Source organism: Rhodococcus sp. FG69 (assembly GCF_057808915.1).
The window spans coordinates 39,356-62,527 of record NZ_JBMDIX010000034.1; the positions used below are offsets into that span (position 1 = coordinate 39,356).

The window sequence follows — 23,172 nt, forward strand, 5'->3', positions numbered from 1 at the left end:
CGCTTGCCGGTCCAATTCTCTGATTGGTCCCCGCAGGCTCTAACCTTGCCATCATGGCAGCTCTGAGCAAGGTATTCGCGGCCAGGCTGGCTGGTCTGGTCGTCCTCGGGCCCGATGGCGAATCCATCGGCCGTGTCCGCGATCTCGTGGTGACGATGCGCGTTGGCCGCGCGCAACCCCGCGTCTTGGGCCTGGTCGTCGAACTTGCCACGCGCCGAAGGATTTTCGTGCCGATGCTGAGGGTGACGAGCATCGAGCCGAACTCGGTTCAGCTGACCACCGGCAACGTCAGTCTCAGGCGGTTCTCGCAGCGCGCAAACGAAATCCTGGTGTTCGCGCAGATACTCGACTCCAAGGTTCGCGTCGACGATCCGGAGCTCGAGGAGCTGCACGACGCCGACTCCGTCGTCGTCGACCTGGGCATCGAACTCACCCGCACTCGCGACTGGCTCGTTGTGCGCGTCGCGGTGCGTCGTCAACGCGGCAGGCTCGCCCGGCGCGGCGCAATTCACGTCGTCGACTGGCAGCACGTGCAGGGAATCACCCAGAACGAACTGTCGATGCCCGGGCAGGGCGTCGCACAGCTGTTGATGCAGTTCGAGGATCTCCGCGCAGCCGATGTGGCCAACGCTATGCGCGAACTTCCCGTCAAACGACGCATGGAGGTGGCACTGGCTCTCGATGACGAGCGGCTCGCCGACGTCGTCCAGGAACTGCCCGACGACGATCAGGTCGAGATGATGCACTACCTCGGCGTCGACCGAGGCGCCGATGTGCTCGAGGCCATGGATCCCGACGACGCTGCCGACCTTCTCGGGGAGCTCCCCGAGACGGAGGCCGAATCGCTGCTTCGCCTGATGGACCCCGAGGACTCCGCGCCGGTTCGTCGTCTGCTCGAACACTCCCCCGACACTGCGGGCGGTCTGATGACGACCGAACCCGTGGTTCTGAGCGCATCCACGACGGTCGCCGAAGCTCTCGCCCGCGCGCGCAACCCCGATCTGACGCCTGCCCTGGCGTCGCTGGTGTTCGTCGTCCGTCCACCCACTGCCACTCCGACCGGGGCGTACCTCGGCTGTGTCCACCTACAGCAGCTCCTTCGTGAACCGCCCGCCAGCCTGGTCGGCGGAATCATCGACAAGGCGTTGCCCAAGCTCGGCCCTGAGGACAGCCTGACGGCCGTGACCAGGTACTTCGCGACGTACAACCTCGTCTGCGGACCGGTCGTCGACGACGAGGAGCATCTCGTCGGCGCGGTGACGGTCGACGACGTGCTCGACCATCTTCTTCCCGAGGACTGGCGTGATCAGGAGGTGGCAGGACAGTGAAGGAATCAGCCCGTCAGCGCATGGACACCCCGCGGGGGTCACGGCTGGTCAACTTTCGCCTCGACGTCGACCTCGGCAGGTCCGGAGAACGCGCCGCCAGATTTCTCGGCACGGGCCGCTACTTGGCCATCCAGACGGGCATCGTCATCGTGTGGATCTTCATCAATGTCGCAGCGGTCAACCTGCGGTGGGATCCATACCCGTTCATCCTGCTCAACCTCGCGTTCTCGACGCAGGCTGCGTACGCGGCGCCGCTGATCCTGCTCGCGCAGAACCGTCAGGACGACCGTGACCGGGTCTCGCTCGAAGAGGACCGCGCGCGAGCACAGCAGACGAAAGCAGACACCGAGTTCCTCGCGCGCGAGCTCGCATCGCTACGTATTGCAGTCGGCGAAGTGGCAACGCGTGACTATCTGCGCCGCGAACTCGAAGAAATTCGCGAGATGATCGAGCAGCTCGGCGCCGATCCGACGACACCGCAGAAGAAGTCCCGAAAGAAGCAGCAGAGCCGCAAACGCGAAGAGCCCGCGGATACCGTCGAACCTGCGGTGAACGCCGAGGACGCGCCCTGACGTCATTCGGTCGAGGCGGCGGACCTGCCACACCCGATGTTCGGTGGAGTGTCGGCCGAACTTGATAACAGCCCGATAACAGAAGCGTCTCGAATCAGGTACCATCGACTGCGGATCATATACAAGCAGGAGGTATCAAGGCGTGGGACGTCACAGAAAAGCATCGAATTCCACTGTTCGCCGGAATTCGGTGATTGCTCTGACCGGTCTCGTGCCTGCCGGGCTCATCACCGCTACCAGCAGCGCGGGTGCGGCCGAGTACATCCCGTTCATGAACGCGAACTCGACATCCCAGGAAGCCGACCAGGTCATCGAGACGCCGGAGCCGTTGCCCGATGCAGGCGAAGCCCAGCCGGTCGCCGAGGCCGAAGCGCCGGTACCGCAGACTGCACCTGCGCCCGCTCCGGTGCCCGAGGTCCCAGCGACGCCGGAACTTCCCACCAACCTCGCGGCAAGCCCGATCGCGATTCCGACCGTCAACGTCTCCGCATACAAGAACGCAGAGAAGATCCTCGCCGAGGTGCAGCCTGCCTGCGGCATCAGCTGGACATTGATCGCCGGTATCGGTCGCGTCGAGTCCACCCACGCCAACAACGGCAAGGCCGACCCCCTCGGACAGCTGCTCGAGCCCATCCTCGGCCCGCGGCTCGACGGCAGCCTCGCGGGTAACAACGTCATTGCCGACACCGACGGCGGAGCACTCGACGGTGATCCGAACTTCGACCGCGCGGTCGGACCGATGCAGTTCCTCCCCGAAACCTGGAACCGCTACAAGGCCGACGGCAACGGCGACGGAATTTCCGATCCACAGAACCTCTACGACGCCGCCCTGGCCACCGGCGATTACCTGTGCGACGGAGGGTTGAACCTGCGCGACCTCGGTCAGACCACCAAGGCGATTCTGCGTTACAACAACTCGATGGCCTACGTCGCGAACGTGCTCGCCTGGTCCACCGGTTACGCCACCGGCATCGTCCCTACCTCCGACCAGCTTCCCCGCATTCACTGACCGTTTCGGCCTGCATCTAGCATGGGTACATGGCAGTACTGACGGAATCCGACGTTCGAAGCGCACTATCGAAGGTCATCGATCCGGAAATTCGCAAACCGATCACCGACCTGGGAATGGTCAAGAGCATCGGCATCGGTGACGACGGTTCCGTCGACGTAGGTATCTACCTCACCACGGCCGGATGCCCGATGAAGACCGAGATCAGCGACCGAGTCACCAAGGCCGTCGCCGACGTCGCTGGCGTAGGCGCTATCAGTGTCGAACTCGACGTCATGAACGACGAGCAGCGCACCGAGCTTCGCAAGTCCCTTCGTGGTGACTCCAGTGAGCCCATCATTCCGTTCGCCCAACCCGGTTCGCTGACGCGTGTGTACGCGGTCGCGTCGGGCAAGGGCGGCGTCGGCAAGTCGTCCGTCACGGTGAATCTCGCTGCCTCGCTGGCCAAACGTGGTCTGTCCGTCGGTGTGCTCGACGCCGACATCTACGGTCACTCCGTCCCGCGCATGCTCGGCAACGATGCGAAGCCGACGCAGGTCGAGAAGATGATCATGCCGCCGCAGGCGTACGGAGTGAAGTTCATCTCGATCGCTCAGTTCACGTCCGGCAATACCCCGGTCGTGTGGCGCGGACCGATGCTGCACCGTGCGCTTCAACAGTTCCTCGCCGACGTGTTCTGGGGCGACCTCGACGTCCTGCTCCTGGATCTGCCGCCCGGCACGGGCGACATCGCGATCTCCGTCGCACAGTTGATACCTGGCGCCGAAATCCTCGTCGTCACAACGCCGCAGCAGGCCGCAGCGGAGGTCGCCGAACGTGCAGGTGCGATTGCGCTGCAGACACGGCAGCGCATCGCGGGCGTCGTGGAGAACATGTCCTGGCTCGAACTCCCCGACGGCACGCGCATGGACATCTTCGGATCCGGTGGCGGCCAAGATGTCTCGGATCGGCTGACGAAGGCCGTGGGCGCGAGTGTCCCTCTGCTGGGCCAGATTCCGTTGGACACCGCGGTTCGTGAGGGCGGTGACGCCGGCACACCGATCGTGCTCAGCCATCCAGAAACCCCTGCAGCACAGGCTCTCGAGTCCGTGGCGCAGAAGTTGGCCGTTCGAGAACGTGGGCTGGTCGGTATGTCGCTCAGCATCGATACCACCCGGAGGTAAGTGTGTCGAGGGTTGGAGTCTTATGATTCGTCAAGAATCCTTCCCGTCGATAGAGAGTGGCCTGCATGACGAAGCCGCATCGGAGCAGGCCGGTACTCGTACCGATCCTGCTCGCACTGTTCGTAACCCTGCTGGGATCGATGCTGGGCCCAGCTCTGGCGTCCGCTCAACCGGCGCCGCCGGCCCAGAACTACTCCATCGCAACAGACACCACGTTCGCTCCGTTCGAATTTCAGGACGAAAGCGGCAATCTGGTCGGCATCGACATGGACTTGCTCGCTGCGATCGCGGTCGATCAGAACTTCGAGTACACCGTCGAACAGGTCGGATTCGACACCGCCCTGCAAGGCGTCACCAGTGGACAGTTCAACGGCATGATCGCCGGAATGTCCATCACGGACGCACGCAAGGCGACGTTCGATTTCTCGGATCCGTATTTCGATTCCGGTGTTCAGATGGCAATTCTGGACAGCAACAACGACATCGAAGGGTACGAGGATCTGCGCGGCAAGTCCGTTGCCGTCAAGAACGGCACCGAGGGCGCAACGTTCGCAGCGTCCATCGCCGACCAGTACGGCTTCACGATCCGCAGTTTCGACGACTCGGCGACGATGTTCGAGGAGGTCAAGACCGGCAACTCGGCCGCAGCCTTCGAGGACTATCCGGTGCTCGCCTACGGCATCAAGCAGGGCAACGGATTCAAGACCGTCACCGACAAAGAGTCCGGCGCCAGTTACGGTTTCGCCGTCGCGAAGGGCACCAACGCCCAGCTGCTGGATCAGTTCAACACCGGATTGGCAAACCTGCGTGCGAGCGGACAGTACGACGAGATTCTCGATACGTACCTCAGCGCCGATGCGTCGACGTCGGACACCTCGATCCCCGGCCTCATTGCCAGTAGCTGGCAGCTGCTGCTGAAGGGCCTATGGCTGACGATCGTGCTGACCGTCATCTCCATCGCGATCGCCCTCGTACTCGGTGCCATCTTCGGGCTCTTCCGAGTGTCGACCAACATCGTGCTTCGCGGCATCGGCACCACCTATGTCGACATCTTCCGTGGCACACCACTTCTGGTGCAGGCGTTCTTCATCTACTTCGGTGTTCCGGCGGCCCTCGGCTTCCAGATGTCCGCCTTCACAGCCGGCATCATCACGCTGTCGCTGAACGCGGGTGCGTACATGGCCGAGATCGTCCGAGGCGGCATCCTCGCCGTCGACAAGGGACAGATGGAGGCCTCACGCAGCCTCGGTATCAGCTATCTCAAGTCGATGCGACGCGTCGTCATGCCGCAGGCCATTCGTACAATGATCCCGTCGTACATCAACCAATTCGTCATCACGTTGAAGGACACGTCACTGCTGTCGGTCATCGGTCTCGCCGAACTGACCCAGACGGGTCGCCTGATCATTGCTCGCAACTTCGAGTCGTTCAACATGTGGCTGATCATCGGTGTCATGTACTTCATCATCATCATGGCTCTCACCAAACTGTCGAACCGGCTCGAGAAGAGGATCAACAAGTGAGCAGTCCAAGCACCGATACCAAGATTTCGATCAAGGCGCTCGAGAAGGCATTCGGCGACAATACGGTCCTCAAGGGCATCGACGCCGAGATCGCCAACGGTGAAGTCGTATGCGTCATCGGCCCTTCGGGATCCGGCAAGAGCACGTTCCTTCGCTGCCTCAACAAGCTCGAGGACATCACGGCCGGACATGTCGTCGTGGACGGTATCGACCTGACGGGCAAGAGCGTCGACCTCGACAAGGTTCGCCAGAACATCGGCATGGTGTTCCAGCACTTCAACCTCTTCCCGCACATGACGGCGCTGGAGAACGTCATGCTCGCCCCCGTCGAGACGAAGAAGATGTCGAAGGCGCAGGCGAAGGAGGCGGGGCTGAAGCTGCTCGAGCAGGTCGGCCTGTCCGACCGCGCGAACTACAAGCCCGCCAATCTGTCCGGTGGACAGAAGCAGCGTGTCGCCATCGCCCGGGCACTCGCAATGAACCCGTCGATCATGCTGTTCGACGAGGCAACATCTGCGCTCGACCCCGAGATGGTCGGCGAGGTACTGCAAGTATTGCGCGATCTCGCGAAGGGCGGCATGACGATGGTCGTCGTGACGCACGAGATGGGCTTCGCTCGCGAGGTGTCGGACCGCGTCATCTTCATGGCCGAGGGCGTCATCGTCGAAGAAGGAACACCGGACCAGCTGTTCGGCAATCCGCAGAACCCGCGGACTCAGGACTTCCTGAACAAGGTGCTGTAACCGCACTTCGCTTGGGTGGTCCGTTCATGCTGCTCGACCGTATGGACGGACCATCCAAGCGGTCCGACGAGTGCCTACGTCGCGTCGGAATCGATCGGCGGCGTCTGGCCGGCAGGTAGCTTCTTATCGAGCGACGGCTTGTTCGCCGACAGATTGTTCGACGATGGCCTGTTCGACGACGGCTTGTTGTCGAACGGCTTTCCGTCGAACGGCTTTCCGTCGAACGTGCTCTTGAACAACGAGTCGTCGCCGTCGAGGAGGTGCTTGGTGATCACCGCGCGCGGAGTCATTCCACGCAGCTGATTGAGATCGGCGAGCGGCTTACGCAGGTCCTCGAAGTCCGTGCCGAGCTCGTCCTTGAGTTGCTGGCTCGCGCCGTTGGCGTAGTCCTTGACCTGCCGAATCGACTTGGTGACCCAGGTTATGGCGCTGGGAAGCCGGTCAGGTCCGAGGATGACGAGTGCTGCTACCAGGAGAATAACGAGCTCTCCCCAGCCTATGTTGGCGAACACGTAGGCCAGCCTAGTCCGAAACCGGGGTGACGGAGACATCGACGAGTCGGCCCGATCGCACGAGCTGCACGGGCGTCGACTGTCCGATTTCACTCGACTGCACTGCGACGACGAGTTCGTCGGCGCTCGTCACCGTCCGGTCGCCGACTTTCGTGATCACGTCTCCCTCGACGATGCCTGCCGCCTGCGCCGGCCCGCCGGACCGCACGTTGGCCACCTCAGCACCGGAGGTGGCATCGTTGATCACCGAACGCGCGTTGATTCCGATGTCCGGATGCTTCATTTCGCCGGTGTTGATGAGGGATTGTGCGACCTCGGTGACGTCGTCGATCGGGATGGCGAATCCGAGACCGACGGATCCACCGCTTTCGCTTCGTATCGCAGAGTTGATGCCGATGACACGGCCTTCGGCGTCGATGAGCGGACCGCCCGAGTTGCCCGGGTTGATCGCGGCGTCGGTCTGCACCGCGTCGATGACAGCGTCGGTGTCGGTGCCCTCGCCGGACAAGCGAACGGGACGATCGAGTGCGCTGACGATGCCCCGCGTGACGGTCTTGCTCAGGCCGAGCGGTGAACCTACTGCGACGACGTCCTCGCCTACCTGCACGTCCGCCGAATTACCGAGTTGGGCTTCGGTGAGGTTGCCGACGTCGGTCTTCAACACCGCGAGATCGGTCTTTGTGTCGCGGCCGACGATGTCCGCGGGAACCTTGGTTCCGTCGGAGAACGTCACCTGCAGAGTCGCGGTGTCCGGGTTGGTCGCAGCCATCGAGATGACGTGGTTGTTGGTGACGATGTATCCGTCCCCGTCGAAGACGACTCCCGATCCGGTGCCCGCGTTGTCTCCGAGCGTGACCTGAATCGACACCACCGACGGCAGCACCGCATCGGCGACTCGCGCCACCTGCCCTTGGGGCAGATCCTCTCCCGTCGACTGAGTCAGTTTCACTTTCTGACTGGTCAAAGCACCAGAAAACTCGGCCGTCTCACGACCGATCAGCCCACCGACGAGCCCGATCGCCAATGCCAACGCACCGAGGACGACGAGAGTCTTGGGAGCGACCCGCTCACCGAACAGAACTTCCCGAACACCGAGCTTCGGGCCGACCGGAGGTATCGCGGGCACAGGTGTCTCGGCCGCCGCCGGACCGAGTCGTACGGTCGACGTCGGATCGCGCCACGGATCCTCGGGTTCGGGATCCGGCTCCGGTGGACCGGTCGGGGCGTCGGGATCACGCTGCAGCGATTCAGCAGCGTCGGAGGGCCTACCGAAGGCCTCGGCGAGGACTGGATCCGGAACACGTGAGGCGATGCCGGGCGACGGTTCGGCACGTTTCGCGGCCGGCGAGAACGAACCGTCCACGTCGCTAGGCCGACCGAATGCAGCAGCAGACGCGGGGTCGACGTCCGGCCGATACACGGGCCTCGGAGGCAGACGCGGTGCCTCAGGATCTGTAGAAGTGCTCACGTGTTCCCGGTACCCCTCGCTAACGTCGGTCACAGCGGCCAAGGTTACACAGCGCGTAACTACCGGCGCCGTCTGCGAAGGCTCGCGACCGACGTGACGATGACTCGTCGCCGACGTTCCGCGTCGTTCTTCGCCTCGCCCGGCGCACAGGCCGGGGGCTCGCACATCGGTATCTGGCTGAGAAGTCCGAGGAGGGAACCGGGCATCGACATCTCACCGGAATCCTTCAATGCGGTACGCGCTTGCTGCTGGGCGTCGACTTCGGCAGCGCACTCGGGGCACTCGGCGATATGGCGAGCGGCGCGGAGATACGCGGCCATTCGCAGTTCCCCGTCGGCGAAAGCTGCCACGGCCTCGCTGGCCAAGTGCTCGGTAGAGCTGAACCGCCGTGGCTCTTGCGCCTGCGCCATCCAACCCTCCTGGTAGCTACTGGACACGTTCGTGACCCGAGTCGACCTTCCCGCTAACTCGAAGGTACTCGCGAAGCGCCGCGCGTCCACGGTGGATCCGGCTACGAACCGTTCCCAACTTCACGCCCAGTGTGGCACCGATCTCCTCGTACGACAGTCCTTCGATGTCACACAGCACGATCGCCGCGCGAAACTCGGGCGCGAGCGAGTCGAGCGCGGACTGAAGATCGGGGTCGAGCCGTGCGTCGTGATAGATCTGCTCAGGGTTCGGCAGCTCGGAGGGGACACGGTCATAGTCCTCGGGAAGCGCTTCCATGCGGATGCGGTTGCGACGCCGAACCATGTCGAGAAAGAGGTTGGTCGTGATGCGGTGCAGCCAGCCTTCGAAAGTTCCCGGCTGGTAGTTCGACAGCGATCGGAAGACTCGAATGAATGTGTCCTGAGTCAGATCTTCGGCATCCTGCGCATTGCCGGAGAGTCGGTACGCCAGTCGGTACACACGATCGCCATGCTCGCGAACGAGCTCGTCCCAGGACGGCATCGTGTTCTGTTCGCCGGTGGCATCGAAGACTGCGGTGCCGCTCAAGTCCTCGGTCGCGGATTCAGGCAGCAGAGCGGTGTCGAGATCTCCGTTGATCTTGTAGATGGCTGGATCCTCCTGCTCAGGAACACGTGTCGGTGCGGCCCACGCTGCCGTGTTCAACCAACGGCACCGACGAGTTGTTCCTCTTCGTGTTGCTTGTCGATCAAGCGATCCCCCGTAGCTTCTCGTACCCGCGTGTGGCGGACGTGTGAATAAGCTGAGGCGCTGCTGAGAATGTGACGGGCAGCGAAGACCGCGTCGCTCCGCAGGCTTCGCTCGAGCCGCGATAACCTGCACTTGTGCCGACCAACGCCGAGAGATCACTGTCGTATGCCGAGGAGTCCGTTCAGGAGGACGAGGTGTTGGTCTCGGCCCGAGAGCGGGCCGAGGAATTGGGTGCTGCACCCATCCCTCCATCGGTCGGCGCGGTGCTCAGCATCTTCACCCAGATGCTCGGCGCCAAGACCGTCGTCGAAATCGGCACCGGAGCCGGAATCAGCGGACTGTGGTTGCTCGACGGGATGCGCGACGACGGGGTCCTCACGACAATCGATACCGAGCCCGAACACCAGCGCGCAGCCAAGGAAGCGTTTCGCTCCGGTGGTATCGCGCCGTCGCGGACGCGGTTGATCAACGGGTGGGCACTCGATGTGCTACCGCGTCTTGCCGACGACACCTACGACCTGGTGTTCATCGACGCGAGCCCCGTGGATCAGCTGCACTTCGTGCAGGAAAGCGTCCGCCTGCTGCGGCCGGGCGGCGTATTGGTCCTGCACAACGCGCTTCTCGGCGGTCGAGTCCCCGACAGCACGCAGCGCGACGCCACCACGGTGGCGGTCCGGGCAGCAGCGCGCGCGATCGCCGAGGACGAACGACTGACGACGGTTCTGCTCCCGCTGGGCGACGGCCTCATCTGCGCCTCGCGCAGCTGAGGCGCTCCGCGCCCAGTGGCGCGGTTGAGTGCACCGGAGTGCACTCAACCGTGCCACTGGCGGCGGAGCCGCCAAACCCACTGCGGCGGAACCGCTAGATCCACACGCCCTTGCCCACGGAGACGACGCCCCCGGCAGAGACGTTGAACCGCTCCTTGTCACGCTCGAGGTCGACCCCGATGATCTCACCGGGACCGACGACGACGTTCTTGTCCAGGATCGCGCGCCGAACCACGGCGCCCTTTCCGATCTTGACGCCCGGCATCAGCACACTGCCCTCGACGGTCGCTCCGTCGTCGATCATGACGTTCGACGACAACACGGAGTTACGGACGGTGGCGGCCGACAGGATGCAACCGGCGCCGACGACGGATTCTTGTGCGAGTCCACCCTGGACGAACTTGGCAGGGGGCAGATTCTCGGCGGCGCCGCGGATGGGCCAACGGCGGTTGTAGAGGTTGAAGATCGGGTGCACGGACACCAGATCCATGTGGGCGTCGTAGAACGCATCGATGGTGCCGACGTCACGCCAATACCCGCGGTCGCGTTCGGTCGCACCGGGCACCACGTTGTCGTTGAAGTCGTACACCGACGCGACTCCGGCCTTCACGAGAGCCGGGATGATGTCTCCACCCATGTCGTGATCGGAATCGGAGTTCTCCGCGTCCGCCTTGATCGCGTCGATCAGCACCTTCGTCGTGAAGACGTAGTTACCCATCGACGCATAGGTGACGTTCGGGTCATCCGGAGTGCCGGGCGGCTGTGCCGGCTTCTCCAGGAACTGAGTGATGTTGCCGTTCTCGTCGCTGTCGATGCAACCGAACGCGAAGGCCTCACTCCGCGGCACTCGGATACCGGCGACCGTGACGCCTGCACCGGAATCGATGTGCTGCTGCACCATCTGTTCCGGATCCATGCGGTACACGTGGTCGGCGCCGAACACCACGATGTACTCGGGGTCTTCGTCGTATACGAGGTTGAGCGATTGGAAGATGGCGTCGGCGCTGCCGGTGTACCAGCGCGGACCGAGTCGCTGCTGTGCCGGCACCGGAGTGATGTACTCCCCCGCGAACCCGGACAGGCGCCAGGTCTGCGAGATGTGCCGGTCGAGTGAGTGCGACTTGTACTGGGTCAACACGCAGAGCCGGAGGTAACCGGCATTGACGAGGTTGCTCAGAACGAAGTCGATCAGTCGATATGCGCCGCCGAATGGGACGGCAGGCTTAGCTCGATCCGCGGTCATCGGGTAAAGCCGCTTACCCTCACCGCCGGCAAGCACGATCCCTAGTACGTGCGGTTGTGTCCTCACGCAACCAACCTATCCGTAGCGGATGAACCTTGCTAGCAGTACACGCGTTTCGCCCGATGAATGTAAGTTGACAGGTGTGCGCGTTGCAATGATGACAAGGGAATATCCGCCTGAGGTCTACGGCGGGGCAGGTGTACACGTCACCGAATTGGCGGCGCAACTGAAAGCGCTGTGCGAGGTCGACATCCACTGTATGGGAGCGCCGCGAGACACTGCGCAGGTTCACGATCCCGACCCCGCCATTCGTGGAGCGAATGCCGCCCTGACCACTCTGTCAGCCGAGCTACGGATGGCCAACGCGGCTGCAGGTGCCGATGTCGTGCACTCGCACACCTGGTACACCGGACTCGCCGGGCACTTGGCCGCGGAGCTGTACGGCGTGCCGCACATCCTCACTGCCCACTCACTCGAACCTCGTCGACCGTGGAAGGCCGAACAGTTGGGCGGCGGCTATCGCATTTCGTCGTGGTCGGAGAAGAACGCCGTCGAGTACGCAGACGCCGTCATCGCGGTCAGCGAGGGCATGGCGAAAGATGTGCTCGACGCCTATCCCCGACTCGACCCGAGCCGAGTTCATGTGGTGCGCAATGGAATCGACACGGAGAACTGGCATGCCGGCCCCGCAGCCGATGCCAACGATTCGGCCCTCGACGCAATCGGTGTCGATCCGAACAGACCGATCGTCGCCTTCGTCGGACGCATCACCCGGCAGAAGGGCGTCGGACATCTGATTGCCGCGGCACACCATTTCGATCCGTCGATTCAACTCGTGCTGTGCGCGGGCGCACCGGACACACCGGAGATCGCCGCCGAAACCGAGCGCGCAGTCGAAGAGCTCCAACGGACTCGTTCCGGCGTATTCTGGGTCCGCGAAATGCTACCGACCGAGAAGATCCGCGAGATACTCTCTGCTGCACAAGTTTTCGTGTGCCCATCAGTGTACGAGCCCCTCGGCATCGTCAACCTCGAAGCGATGGCGACCGAGACCGCAGTGGTCGCATCCGACGTCGGAGGCATCCCCGAGGTTGTCGACGACGGTGTCACCGGACGCCTGGTTCACTACAACTCGTACGAGCCTGCAGCATTCGAGCGCACCCTGGCACAGACGGTGAACGAGGTGGCCCTCGATCCGCAGACGGCCGCGACGATGGGCACGGCAGGCAGAGCACGAGCCGTCGCCGAATTCTCCTGGGGTGCCATCGCTCAGCAGACGGTCGAGGTCTACGAGGCCGCACTCGCCCGGCGGGCATAAACTCCGACCACGACGGACACCGTCACCTCGACGATGTCCGGCAGGGCCGCGATCGACTCCCGCCGCGACGCGTGCGTCGTGTGGCGCGCCGAGGGGCCCATCGCAACGAGGCTTTCGACGTCGATGTGGCCCAGGTGCATTTGGTACTCGACGCTCCGGCGGTCGAGCAGATCGAATTTCCCGGCGAGTGAATCACCGAGCCGTCGGGCCTTGTCCTCGTCGACGCCGATGAGGCCGAGAGTGCCGATCAATTCCTGCTGATGCCGGGCCGTCGGGGTCACGACAACCAACACCCCGTCAGGTTCGAGTACCCGCCTGAGCTCCACCGCATTTCGTGGCGAGAAGACACAGGTGACTGCCCCTGTCGATCCCGTGCGCACTGGCAGCCCCTGCCATACATCGGCAACGACCGATCCGATCGCAGGGTGTGCTTGCGCGGCACGACGAGCCGCCGCCTTGGACACGTCGATGCCGACGCCTCGTCCACCGGTTCGCTCGAGTACCGATGCAAGATAGTGCCCGCTGCCGACGCCGACTTCGAGGACTGTCTCGCGCTGACCGACGGCGTCGACCACCGCCTCCGACACAGGAGCGAAGTGCCCGCCGTCGAGAAACTGCGATCGCGCAGCGATCATCTCCGCCGAGTCTCCGGCGATCTTGCCCGCACTCCCGGGCAGGAGACTGACGTATCCCTGCCTCGCGACGTCGAAGGTATGTCCCCGGTCGCACAGGACAGTGCGGTCCTCCAGGTCGAGGTCGGCACCGCAGTGGGGGCAGATCAGTACGTCTATTACGTCGGACAGCATGCACCCGACCCCATCACGAAGCCCCGCCTACCGGATCGGCAAGCGGGGCTAGGCACAGAAACAGACGAGCAGTTAACCGGTGACGCCTTTCAGCTCTTCACCGAGTGCGGCTGCTTCGTCAGGGGTGAGTTCGACGACAAGACGTCCACCACCTTCAAGCGGCACCCTCATCACGATCCCTCGTCCCTCTTTGGTTGCTTCGAGGGGACCGTCCCCGGTCCGGGGCTTCATCGCCGCCATCCTCTGCTCCCTCCAGATCTGCGCCATCCTGCTCTGCGCGTCGGTCAAAAAAGATGTTCTCGCCGTGAGCGGCGATGTTCTCGAGTCCTATTCTTCCCTATGCAGGGCCATACCGGGAACCGGAGTCGGTATTCGGCGGTGTCACGAGGCAATCGGACAGGTGATCGTCCACCATTCCGGTGGCCTGCATCAACGCGTAGGCCGTCGTCGGCCCGAAGAATCGCAGCCCGCGGCGCTTGAGTTCCTTGGCCATCGACGTCGATTCCTCGGTCACTGCCGGCACATCCGATGCCGAAACGAGACGTCGAGGTCGGGGCGGTGGCGCGAAAGACCACAGTAACGAGTCCAAGTCGGTGTCGCGTAGATCGAGAATGACTCTGGCATTGCCGATGGCCGCCACGATCTTCGCGCGGTTCCGCACAATCGATCGGTCGGTCATCAATCGTTCGACGTGGTCCGCTCCGAACGAGGCGACCTTCTCGACGTCGAATCCCTCGAAGGCCGCACGGAAGTTCTCCCGCTTGCGCAGAATCGTGATCCAGGAGAGCCCCGATTGAAATGCCTCCAAGCACAACCGCTCGTAGAGTGCGTCACGGCCATGGAGCTCACGGCCCCATTCGGTGTCGTGATAGTCCCGGTACAGCTCGTCGTCGACGGCACCCCACGGGCATCGGAGTTTGCCGTCGGGTCCTTCGATCGCCGTCATCGTTCGTCGGCAGCGGCCGGCGCTTCGGCTGTGATCGGCGCTTCGGCTGTGATCGGCGCTTCGGCTGTGATCGGCGCTTCGATGGCGGCGAGCCTGGATCTGAGTAGGTCGATCTCAGCGCCCAATCTATCGAGCGCCCAATCGACCTCGCTCTGCTTGTATCCGCGCAGTGTCTGCTGAAATTTCAGCATCCGGACGTCATCCCCGGTCACCCCTTCGGCGGGCAGAACCGTCGCCGTCGTCCCTTCCGGGAGTGGCTCCAGTTCCTCACCGCGCCCGAATACGGCGCTCGCCGAGAAGAAGAGCAGGGCCGCGATGACGGCAATGATGACGACGTACATCAGGAGCGTCAGCATTGCTGAATGCTCTCATGCGGCCCTGCCCGTCACACGTGCAAGGTGTTGATGGCCGGTCGATCCGCCAGCGACACCTCGGTGGTGAACGGCACGAACGAGTCGCCGTCGACGCGGAACTGCATGAGACCGGCTCCCGAATCCACCATCCCGCACCGGTTCAGCATGGTCCCTACGATCTGTCGGCTCATCGCACCGAGTTCGACCAGAGGACGGTTGCGGTGCTTGCGTACACCGAGGTTGACCTGACCGATGGCGCTGAGGCCCAGCCGATCGTACGTGTCGAGCAGCAGCCCGATCTCCACGCCGTAGCCAGGCGCAAACGGTACCGAGGACAGCAATTCCCGCGTCCCGGCGTACTCGCCACCGAGAGGTTGGATGACGCCGGTCAGTTCGGGCCGGAGCGCGGCGAGCATCGGTCGCGCGACCAGCTCGGTGACTCGTCCTCCACCATTGGCGTCCTCGGTGCCGCTCGTGCGCAGCGGCCGGCGGTAATAGCCCTTCACGAGATGAATGCCGTCACGCATCAGAAGCGGACCCAGGAGCTTCGGTACGAACGCCGGATCCGGGTTGATGAGATCGGAGTCGACGAACGCAATGAGATCTCCGGTCGACGCCGCGACCGAACGCCACAGCACCTCGCCCTTTCCCCGGACCGGATCCAGCCCGGGAATTGCTTCCTCGCGGCTGATGACTCGCGCACCCGCCGCCGTTGCCCGCTCTGCGGTGGCATCGGTCGAACCGGAGTCCAGCACGATCAACTCGTCGACGAGACCGCCGAGCAGTGGATGGATCGTGTCCACCACCGCGGCGACGGTGTCTTCCTCGTTGAGCGCGGGCAACACGACCGAGACGGTGCGGCCAGCCTTGGCCGCCTCCAACTCCGCCAGCGACCACGACGGGGAATCCCAGCCGTTGGTGTCAGCCCACGATGTCGTCACGGTGGTTCGGTCGGCAAGCGTCATGCGAGACCCCTCACTGTCCGAGCCGGAATTCTCGTTCCCTGGATCGCCGCAACCATGTCTACGACTCTTCTGGTCGACGCAACCTCGTGCACCCGGAACATTCGGGCGCCGCCTGCTGCGGCCAATGCTGTCGCTGCCAATGTTCCCTCCAACCGGTCGGCGAGTTCTACACCTAGAGTCTCCCCGATGAAGTCCTTGTTGCTCAGCGCCATGAGCACAGGCCACCCGGTGTTTACAAGAACGTCCACGCGACGCAACAACTCGAGCCCGTGGAAGGTGTTTTTTCCGAAATCGTGCGTCGGATCGATCAGAATCGAGTCCTTCCGAACCCCCGCCGCGACAGCTTTTTCGGCCGCAGCCGCCACCTCTGAGACCACATCGGCAACCACATCGGTGTATCGAACACGATGGGGACGGGTTCTCGGCGTCGCGCCGCCGGTATGAGAACAGACGATGCCGACGCGTTCTTCGGCAGCAACGGCAACGAGGTCCGGATCGGCGCCCGCCCATGTGTCGTTGATCAGGTCGGCACCGACACCGCACGCGAGTCGAGCGACTTCGCTGCGCCACGTGTCGACGCTGATGAGCAGATCCGGGTACTCACCGCGGATCGCCTCGACGAACGGCACGACGCGTCGGATCTCCTCGGCGGCGTCCACTCCTGCACCGGGACCGGCTTTGACGCCTCCGATGTCGACCATGTCCGCGCCCTCTGCGACAGCCCGATGCACCGACGCCATCGCCGCGTCATCGGTGAAGTTCGCTCCCTTGTCGTAGAACGAGTCGGGAGTGCGGTTGACGATCGCCATGACCAGTGCGCGATCGTCGGGCACCGACTTGCCGCAGAGAAGGCTCATTCATCCATAGTGGCATTTCGGCGGATGTGCCCGAGTGCGATGGTGTCGGCTCCCACATTGGCCCAATGCCGGGCACCACGTCCGTCGTCGTCGAGTTCGATGACATGGAACTGCTCGATGGACACCGGTTCGCCGGAGGCGGGGACGCCGAACAGCGGCGAACCCGTGTGGGTGCCGCGCATCTCGACTCGCGCGGCGACGCGATCGCCTTCCCCGAACAGGTCTCCGATCGTGACGTCGAGGTCCGGCATCGCCGACCGGAACATCGCAATCGCCCCTTTCAGGTGTGCCGCCATGTTCGGTTCATCGGGGCCGAAGGCGTGCCGATCGACCGCAGTCGGCGCGAGAGCCGCGTCGACGGAAGAGAGATCACCCCGTCCGAATCCGTCCTCGAAAACACGACCCACTCGGGCTTTGGCCTGCTGAATATCCATGACGCCCCAATTCGTTCATGTGACACTCGGATGAATACGCATATACTCCGTCCGATGACCGAGAACGTCAAGAGGAACTACAACTCCGCGGTGCGACGGGAGCATGCCGAAGCCACTCGGTTACGCATCATCGAGGCGGCACGCACGCTCTTCCTCGCGAACGGCTACGCCAAGACTGCAGTTCCAGCCATCGCTGCCGCCGCCGAGGTGTCTCCGGACACCGTGTTCCACGTCTTCAAGAACAAGCGGACGCTGCTGCGGGAAGTGATCGATCTGGATATCGGCGGCGACAGTGACGGGACACCGATCATGCAACGCGCCCCTGCCCTCGCCGTGCGCGACGAACTCGACCAGCACACTCAGCTGCGCATCTTCGCGTCGGGGATTGCCCGCCAGGTTTCGCGAATTCGGGCGCTCGACGACATTCTCGTCGGCGCAGCTGCTGTGGACGAGGATATTGCGGCGCTGCGAAGCGACATTCAGGATCGCCAACGTCGGGCAGCGATGATGCAGATCGCCGAGTGGGTTCGAGCGCGCGGAGAATTGGCGGTCGATGTCGAAACGGCCGGCACGACGATCTGGGCATTGACCAGCCCCGAGATGCACCGGATGCTGTGCGAGCGGTCGGGCTGGACGACCGACCGCTACGCACAGTGGCTCGAGGTCACTCTGACCTCGAGTTTGCTTGTCAGCCCTTAGGGGCCTTACCTGCAGCGACCTCGTCGACGTAGCCGTCGTAGGCCTTGTCGTAGCCGCCCGACTTGCCGCGCAGTACGTACAGCTCGCTGTCGCCGTCCTCTTCGTACCCCAGCTTCCGCAGAGCGACCTTCTGGCTCTTGAACGTCGAGGTCGTCTCCAGACTCTCGACGACTCGGACGAACAGAGGTACCGCATACGTCGGAAGCTTGTCGTACAGATGCTCCGCGACGGCTTTGCCGTCGAAGATCTCTCCGTCTCTCAGTGTCACTGCAGCCATTCCTGCTTTGCCGTCGGTACCGTCGATGCCGACGCCGTAGACGACCGCGCCATCGACGGCCGGATGCCCGCCCAGAGCACCCTCGACCTGCGTCGTCGCTACGTTCTCGCCCTTCCAGCGGAAGGTGTCCCCGAGCCGGTCGACGAAAGCGACGTGCAACCAGCCCTGCTTCCGGACGAGGTCACCGGTGTCGAACCACTGGTCGCCGTCCTTGAATCCGTCACGGACCAACTTCTTCTCACTTGCCGCGTCGTCGGAGTAGCCGTCGAACGGCGCCCGATCGGTGACCTTCGACAGAAGCAGACCGACCTCACCGGTGCCCACCTTGCGCAGCTTTCCGTCCTGGCCACGCTTTGCTTTGCCACTCTCCTCGTCGTATTCGACGACTGCGTACGGCAACGGGCACACGCCTGCGGTCTTCTTCATGTTCAGCGCGTTGACGAACGCGATGTTGCACTCGCTGGCGCCGTAGAACTCGGCGACCCGCTCGATGCCGAAACGATCGGTGAACTCCTCCCAGATCTCGGGGCGGAGACCGTTGCCGACGACGAGCTTGACCGTGTTGTCGCGGTCGGTGTCCTTCTTCGGCTGAGTCAGCAGGTAGCGGCACAGTTCACCGATGTAGGTGAACGCCGTGGCCTTGTTCACCTTGATGTCTTGCCAGAAGTTGCTGACCGAGAACTGCTTGCCGATTGCCATCGTTGCACCACCGGCGAGCACCGAGGACAGCGTTACCGTCAGGGCATTGTTGTGATACAGCGGCAGACAGCAGTAGATGACGTCGTCTCCGCGCAACCGGACACCCATGTTTCCGAGCCCGGACATCGACTTGAGCCAGCGGAAGTGACTCATCAGAGACGCCTTCGGCATCCCAGTGGTGCCGGAGGTGAAGATGTAGAACGCCTTCTCCTTGGCTTGGATCTCGGACGTGACCGCCGGGTTGGCCGACGACTCCTTCTTCGCAAGTTCGGCGAGCTCGCGTAGCGGAATCACCGATCCCGCCTGCGGCGCTTTCTCCAGGGAGTCGAGAGCTTCCTGTGCGTCCTCGTCCAACACCAGAACCGTGGCGTCGAGAATTCCGAGGCTGTGCTCGAGTACGTCACCGCGCTGGTTGTAGTTGAGCATCCCCGCCGTGGCACCGAGCTTGACGGCGGCAAGCGCGGCGAACAGCGCCTCGGGACGATTCTTGCTGAGCACGCCTACGACGTCACCGCGCTTGACTCCGCGATCGATGAACACCCCTGCATATTGGTTGACCAGGGCGTTCGCATCGGTGTACGAAATCGACTCGCCTTCGAATCGCACAAAGGGATGACTGCCGCGCTTGGCAGCGGCGTCCTGGAACACCTGTCCGATGGATGCCTTGTGGTGCGGCTTGCGGGTGAACCCCGCCAAGCCCTTCAGCAGGCTCGGCACCTCCGTCACCATTTTCGGCAACGCGACCGCAAGGTCGGTCACTCCGATTTTCTGACGGGCATCGACAGCCATGAACTCCCCTTATGTGTCCGATGTGAGATTTCTTACCCTACTCCAGAGTAACAAGACTTCATAGGTCACCGCTGCTTCACTCCCGACGCGAGCAAGCATCGAGTGCGGCCTCGATCGTGACCGTTCTGACCAGCGCGTCCAGAGCCCGCTGCTGAACGAAACCCGTCGACGAGAGACTGTCGATCCACTGCAACAGACCCTCGAAATGCCCCACTGGATCCAGTAGCACCATGGGCTTGTCGTGCATGCCGAGGTAGCCGGCCGTCCACGTTTCGAACAGCTCCTCCAGCGTGCCGATGCCACCGGGAAGCGTGATGAACGCGTCGGCCCGATCCTCCATGATTCTTTTTCGCTCACGCATCGTGTCGGTGACGATCAGTTCGTCGGCATCGACGTCGGCGACTTCGCGATGCACGAGAGCCTTCGGGATGACTCCGACGGTGAAGGCACCCGCCGCCCGCGCAGACTCCGCGACGGCCCCCATCATCGACACGTTGCCGCCACCCGACACCAATCCCCAGCCCCGGCTACCGATCGCTGTCCCGAGCTCCCGGGCCAGTTCGATGAAAGAAGGATCCACCGGCCCCGAGGCGCAGTAGACACACACATTCCAACTCACAACTTCTCCCCCGTCGTACTTCGAATGATCTGCACTGCTTGTTCGACGCTGTCGGTGCAGTGAATGAGCTCGAGGTCCGAAGGCGACACCGTGCCTTCGGCCACGAGGGTGTTCTTGATCCAATCGATCAGCCCGGACCAGAACTCGGTGCCCAACAGGATGATCGGAAATCGGGTGATCTTGCCTGTCTGCACCAGGGTCAGCGCCTCGAACATCTCATCGAGGGTGCCGAACCCACCGGGAAGACACACGAACGCCTGAGAGTACTTGACGAACATCGTCTTTCGGACGAAGAAGTAGCGGAAGTTGATGCCCAGATCCACCCATTCGTTGAGACCTTGCTCGAACGGCAACTCGATCCCGAGTCCGATGGAGTACCCGTCGGCTTCACACGCACCGCGGTTCGCACCCTCCATCACTCCGGGTCCACCACCGGTGATCACGGCGAATCCAGCCTCGGCGAGGGCTTTTCCGAGTTCTCGACTGCGTTGGTACTGCGGATGGTCTTTCGCAATGCGCGCCGAACCGAACACTGTGACCGCTTTCGGCACCTCGGCGAGCGCACCGAACCCCTCCACGAACTCGCTCTGAATCCGCAGCACCCGCCAGGTATCGGTGTGAATCCAGTTTCCGGGTCCCCGCTGATCGAGCAATCGCTGATCCGACGTGGAAGTTTCCGAGTTTCGCCCCCGGCGTAGGACCACCGGCCCCTTGTGCTTGATCGCCTTCTCGTCGTCCATGCGGACAGGCTATCCGGCAGTCAGGTATCCCCGTAGGACGCGTGCAACATCGGTGATCTGCTCAGTCGGCACGCGTTCGTCGCGCTTGTGGGCCAGGTTCGGGTCGCCCGGGCCGTAGTTCACCGCTGGAATTCCGAGTGCCGAGAATCTGGAGACATCCGTCCAGCCGTACTTGGCACGGAACTGTCCGCCCGCGGCCGCGATGAGGGCAGACGCCGCAGGGGCACCGAGGCCCGGTAGCGCACCAGGTGAGGAATCGGTGACCTCGAAGCCGAGGGACAGTCCGTCCACGACCTCACGCACGTGCTCGATCGCCTGCTCGACAGTCCGATCCGGCGCGAATCGGAAGTTCACGTCGAGTTCCGCTGCATCGGGGACGACGTTGCCTGCCACGCCGCCCGAGATGCGGACTGCCGAAAGCCCCTCACGATAGACGCAACCGTCGATGTCCACTTGTCGCGCCGGGTAGGAGGCAAGCCGGTTCAGAACCGCTCCGAACTTGTGGATTGCATTGTCTCCCAACCAAGATCGAGCACTATGAGCGCGGGTTCCACTGGCCGAGAGCCGAACCCGCAACGTGCCCTGGCATCCTGCCTCGATGAATCCACCGGTGGGCTCGCCCAGAATTGCGACATCGGCCTGCAACCACTCGGGAAGTTCCCGCTCGATTCGACCGAGTCCGTTCTTCGACGCCTCGATCTCTTCGCAGTCGTAGAACACCAGAGTCATGTCGTGCACGGCGTCGGTGACGGTGGCTGCCAGATGCAAGAACACTGCATCGCCCGACTTCATATCGACGGTCCCGCAACCGTGGATGACGTCACCCTCGGCGTCGTCGTCGGTCCGACGGCTCGGCACGTTGTCGGCGATCGGCACGGTATCCAGGTGCCCCGCGAGCATGACGCGACTTTTCTGCCCTCGATTGGTGCGCGCGAGGACTGCGTTGCCACTGCGGACGATGTCGAATCCATCGGTCTGCGCACGCAATGCAGTTTCCACTGCATCGGCGATGACGGACTCGTCCTCGGAGACGCTGGGGATGTCCACCAGGGCTGCGGTCAGATCGATCGGGTCGGCGTGCAAATCCAGCTCAGGGTACGAACTCACCGAGCCAGTCTAGATCTCGGACTCCGGCGACCTCGTGCACCGCGCCGACGGGAGTCCCACTGCCGAGGATCTACATGACTCCCCGCCACCTGGCCTACGTGTACACCGTATTCTCGATAGCTGTGAGCGCACAGGGAGCATCCGCAATCGGCCTAGCCAACATCACCACCAGTGGAGTCGTTCTCGACACCTGGTACCCGAGCCCCGAACTCGGCGAGTTCGCCGACACCGGGACCACCCTGCTCGAGGGCTCCGACATCCCCGTCGAGCTCGCCGATCTCGTCGGGCCCGACACGGCGCGAGGAGTCGACGTCGTGGCCGTCCGCACCACGATCGCATCCATCGACGACGCACCGATCGATGCCCACGACGTCTATCTACGCCTGCACCTGCTCTCGCACCGACTCGTTCAGCCACATGGGGTGAACCTCGACGGTCAGTTCGGATTACTTGCGAACGTCGTCTGGACCAACTTCGGTCCCGCAGCCGTCGAAGGCTTCGAGACCGTCCGCGCACGGCTGCGCGCCCGCGGACAGGTCACCGTCTACAGCATCGACAAGTTCCCGCGGCTCGTCGACTACGTCGTTCCGACGGGTGTCCGCATCGCCGACGCCGATCGTGTGCGACTGGGTGCGCACCTCGCCAGCGGCACCACGGTCATGCACGAAGGCTTCGTCAACTTCAATGCAGGCACGCTCGGCAACTCGATGGTCGAGGGACGGATCTCGGCCGGTGTCGTAGTCGGGGACGGCTCGGACGTCGGTGGCGGCGCATCGATCATGGGCACGCTGTCCGGTGGCGGCAAGAATGTCATCTCCGTCGGCAAGAGTTGCCTGCTCGGCGCCAATTCGGGCCTCGGCATTTCCCTCGGGGACGATTGTGTCGTCGAAGCCGGTCTCTACATCACTGCAGGCACCAAGGTCACTGGCCCCGACGGCACCGTGGTGAAGGCTGCAACCTTGACCGGCCACAGCAACCTGTTGTTCCGACGCAACTCGGTATCCGGCGCCGTCGAGGTCGTGCCATGGAAGGGCACCGGCGTCGAGCTGAACGCGGCCTTGCACGCCAACGACTGAC

General features: G+C 63.4%; 26 protein-coding genes. 10 read left to right on the plus strand and 16 right to left on the minus strand.

Translation table 11 applies throughout. The annotated features are described in order from the left end of the window. Positions 1-53: 53 nt before the first annotated feature. The 6 genes from ACODSO_RS22375 to ACODSO_RS22400 all read left to right on the plus strand — a co-directional run bounded on the left by ACODSO_RS22375 (position 54) and on the right by ACODSO_RS22400 (position 6,338). Complete coding sequence (locus ACODSO_RS22375) at positions 54-1,328, plus strand: magnesium transporter MgtE N-terminal domain-containing protein (protein ID WP_489038868.1); 1,275 nt, start codon at positions 54-56, stop codon at positions 1,326-1,328. 20 nt (positions 1,329-1,348) lie between these two features. After that, positions 1,349-1,900 (plus strand): DUF1003 domain-containing protein, encoded by a 552-nt coding sequence (locus ACODSO_RS22380; protein WP_156520182.1) that lies wholly within the window; start codon positions 1,349-1,351, stop codon positions 1,898-1,900. Positions 1,901-2,042: 142 nt separating this feature from the next. Further along, a complete protein-coding gene (locus ACODSO_RS22385) occupies positions 2,043-2,909 on the plus strand; it encodes a lytic transglycosylase domain-containing protein (protein ID WP_489038869.1) in 867 nt (288 codons plus the stop codon). Between the two features lie 29 nt (positions 2,910-2,938). After that, positions 2,939-4,072: an Mrp/NBP35 family ATP-binding protein gene (locus ACODSO_RS22390; protein ID WP_068369789.1), complete on the plus strand. Its 1,134-nt coding sequence runs from the start codon at positions 2,939-2,941 to the stop codon at positions 4,070-4,072. Between the two features lie 65 nt (positions 4,073-4,137). Continuing rightward, positions 4,138-5,595 (plus strand): amino acid ABC transporter substrate-binding protein/permease, encoded by a 1,458-nt coding sequence (locus tag ACODSO_RS22395; protein WP_489038870.1) that lies wholly within the window; start codon positions 4,138-4,140, stop codon positions 5,593-5,595. Continuing rightward, on the plus strand, positions 5,592-6,338 hold the full coding sequence (locus tag ACODSO_RS22400) for an amino acid ABC transporter ATP-binding protein (RefSeq protein WP_489038871.1): 747 nt from the start codon (positions 5,592-5,594) through the stop codon (positions 6,336-6,338). Before ACODSO_RS22395 ends, ACODSO_RS22400 begins: the two co-directional genes overlap by 4 nt. A 74-nt stretch (positions 6,339-6,412) precedes the next feature. Here the strand turns inward: ACODSO_RS22400 and tatB are convergent, their stop codons facing one another. The 4 genes from tatB to sigE are packed head-to-tail and all read right to left on the minus strand — an operon-like array spanning position 6,413 to position 9,374. Next, positions 6,413-6,850: a Sec-independent protein translocase protein TatB gene (tatB, locus tag ACODSO_RS22405; RefSeq protein ID WP_489038872.1), complete on the minus strand. Its 438-nt coding sequence runs from the start codon at positions 6,848-6,850 to the stop codon at positions 6,413-6,415. Between the two features lie 10 nt (positions 6,851-6,860). Further along, positions 6,861-8,318: a S1C family serine protease gene (locus ACODSO_RS22410; protein WP_489038873.1), complete on the minus strand. Its 1,458-nt coding sequence runs from the start codon at positions 8,316-8,318 to the stop codon at positions 6,861-6,863. Positions 8,319-8,377: 59 nt separating this feature from the next. Beyond that, complete coding sequence (locus ACODSO_RS22415; protein ID WP_068369801.1) at positions 8,378-8,728, minus strand: anti-sigma factor; 351 nt, start codon at positions 8,726-8,728, stop codon at positions 8,378-8,380. A 16-nt stretch (positions 8,729-8,744) separates the two neighbouring features. Then, positions 8,745-9,374, minus strand: coding sequence for an RNA polymerase sigma factor SigE (sigE, locus tag ACODSO_RS22420; protein WP_422395835.1), 630 nt, complete (start codon positions 9,372-9,374; stop codon positions 8,745-8,747). Positions 9,375-9,610: 236 nt separating this feature from the next. Between sigE and ACODSO_RS22425 the strand changes: the two genes are divergently transcribed. Beyond that, a complete protein-coding gene (locus ACODSO_RS22425) occupies positions 9,611-10,243 on the plus strand; it encodes an O-methyltransferase (RefSeq protein WP_489038874.1) in 633 nt (210 codons plus the stop codon). 94 nt (positions 10,244-10,337) lie between these two features. Here the strand turns inward: ACODSO_RS22425 and glgC are convergent, their stop codons facing one another. Then, entirely contained in the window at positions 10,338-11,552 is a 1,215-nt protein-coding gene (glgC, locus tag ACODSO_RS22430) for a glucose-1-phosphate adenylyltransferase (RefSeq protein WP_068369807.1), read from the minus strand. Positions 11,553-11,628: 76 nt separating this feature from the next. Between glgC and glgA the strand changes: the two genes are divergently transcribed. Continuing rightward, positions 11,629-12,804, plus strand: a complete 1,176-nt coding sequence (gene glgA, locus ACODSO_RS22435; protein WP_489038875.1) for a glycogen synthase — start codon at positions 11,629-11,631, stop codon at positions 12,802-12,804. On the opposite strand, the gene ACODSO_RS22440 is transcribed toward glgA, so the two are convergent. The 7 genes from ACODSO_RS22440 to ACODSO_RS22470 all read right to left on the minus strand — a co-directional run bounded on the left by ACODSO_RS22440 (position 12,774) and on the right by ACODSO_RS22470 (position 17,165). Continuing rightward, entirely contained in the window at positions 12,774-13,610 is an 837-nt protein-coding gene (locus tag ACODSO_RS22440; RefSeq protein WP_489038876.1) for a putative RNA methyltransferase, read from the minus strand. The two genes, glgA and ACODSO_RS22440, sit on opposite strands and share 31 nt — an antisense overlap. A gap of 72 nt (positions 13,611-13,682) precedes the next feature. Next, entirely contained in the window at positions 13,683-13,850 is a 168-nt protein-coding gene (locus ACODSO_RS22445; RefSeq protein WP_068369835.1) for a DUF3117 domain-containing protein, read from the minus strand. A gap of 97 nt (positions 13,851-13,947) precedes the next feature. Beyond that, positions 13,948-14,556, minus strand: a complete 609-nt coding sequence (locus tag ACODSO_RS22450; RefSeq protein WP_489038877.1) for a DNA-3-methyladenine glycosylase I — start codon at positions 14,554-14,556, stop codon at positions 13,948-13,950. Further along, positions 14,553-14,912 (minus strand): DivIVA domain-containing protein, encoded by a 360-nt coding sequence (locus ACODSO_RS22455; RefSeq protein ID WP_489038878.1) that lies wholly within the window; start codon positions 14,910-14,912, stop codon positions 14,553-14,555. The genes ACODSO_RS22450 and ACODSO_RS22455 overlap by 4 nt, the downstream gene beginning before the upstream one ends. Positions 14,913-14,941: 29 nt before the next feature. After that, positions 14,942-15,874, minus strand: coding sequence for a glucosyl-3-phosphoglycerate synthase (locus tag ACODSO_RS22460; protein ID WP_489038879.1), 933 nt, complete (start codon positions 15,872-15,874; stop codon positions 14,942-14,944). Then, the gene (folP, locus tag ACODSO_RS22465; RefSeq protein WP_489038880.1) at positions 15,871-16,731 is read right to left on the minus strand and encodes a dihydropteroate synthase; all 861 of its coding nucleotides are present in this window, start codon (positions 16,729-16,731) and stop codon (positions 15,871-15,873) included. Before folP ends, ACODSO_RS22460 begins: the two co-directional genes overlap by 4 nt. Beyond that, positions 16,728-17,165, minus strand: a complete 438-nt coding sequence (locus tag ACODSO_RS22470; protein ID WP_489038881.1) for an ester cyclase — start codon at positions 17,163-17,165, stop codon at positions 16,728-16,730. Before ACODSO_RS22470 ends, folP begins: the two co-directional genes overlap by 4 nt. 54 nt (positions 17,166-17,219) lie before the next feature. On the opposite strand from ACODSO_RS22470, the gene ACODSO_RS22475 reads away from it, so the two are divergent. Beyond that, the gene (locus tag ACODSO_RS22475) at positions 17,220-17,864 is read left to right on the plus strand and encodes a TetR/AcrR family transcriptional regulator (protein ID WP_489038882.1); all 645 of its coding nucleotides are present in this window, start codon (positions 17,220-17,222) and stop codon (positions 17,862-17,864) included. On the opposite strand, the gene ACODSO_RS22480 is transcribed toward ACODSO_RS22475, so the two are convergent. The 4 genes from ACODSO_RS22480 to dapE form a co-directional block, all read right to left on the minus strand. Continuing rightward, complete coding sequence (locus ACODSO_RS22480) at positions 17,854-19,629, minus strand: long-chain-acyl-CoA synthetase (RefSeq protein WP_489038883.1); 1,776 nt, start codon at positions 19,627-19,629, stop codon at positions 17,854-17,856. The genes ACODSO_RS22475 and ACODSO_RS22480 overlap by 11 nt on opposite strands. Positions 19,630-19,705: 76 nt before the next feature. After that, the gene (log, locus tag ACODSO_RS22485) at positions 19,706-20,248 is read right to left on the minus strand and encodes a cytokinin riboside 5'-monophosphate phosphoribohydrolase (protein WP_489038884.1); all 543 of its coding nucleotides are present in this window, start codon (positions 20,246-20,248) and stop codon (positions 19,706-19,708) included. Next, positions 20,245-20,988, minus strand: a complete 744-nt coding sequence (locus ACODSO_RS22490; RefSeq protein ID WP_489038885.1) for an LOG family protein — start codon at positions 20,986-20,988, stop codon at positions 20,245-20,247. Before ACODSO_RS22490 ends, log begins: the two co-directional genes overlap by 4 nt. Positions 20,989-20,997: 9 nt before the next feature. Beyond that, on the minus strand, positions 20,998-22,095 hold the full coding sequence (dapE, locus tag ACODSO_RS22495) for a succinyl-diaminopimelate desuccinylase (RefSeq protein ID WP_489038886.1): 1,098 nt from the start codon (positions 22,093-22,095) through the stop codon (positions 20,998-21,000). 122 nt (positions 22,096-22,217) lie between these two features. Between dapE and dapD the strand changes: the two genes are divergently transcribed. Continuing rightward, positions 22,218-23,171, plus strand: coding sequence for a 2,3,4,5-tetrahydropyridine-2,6-dicarboxylate N-succinyltransferase (gene dapD / locus ACODSO_RS22500; protein ID WP_489038897.1), 954 nt, complete (start codon positions 22,218-22,220; stop codon positions 23,169-23,171). The last annotated feature ends 1 nt before the right edge of the window (position 23,172 follow it).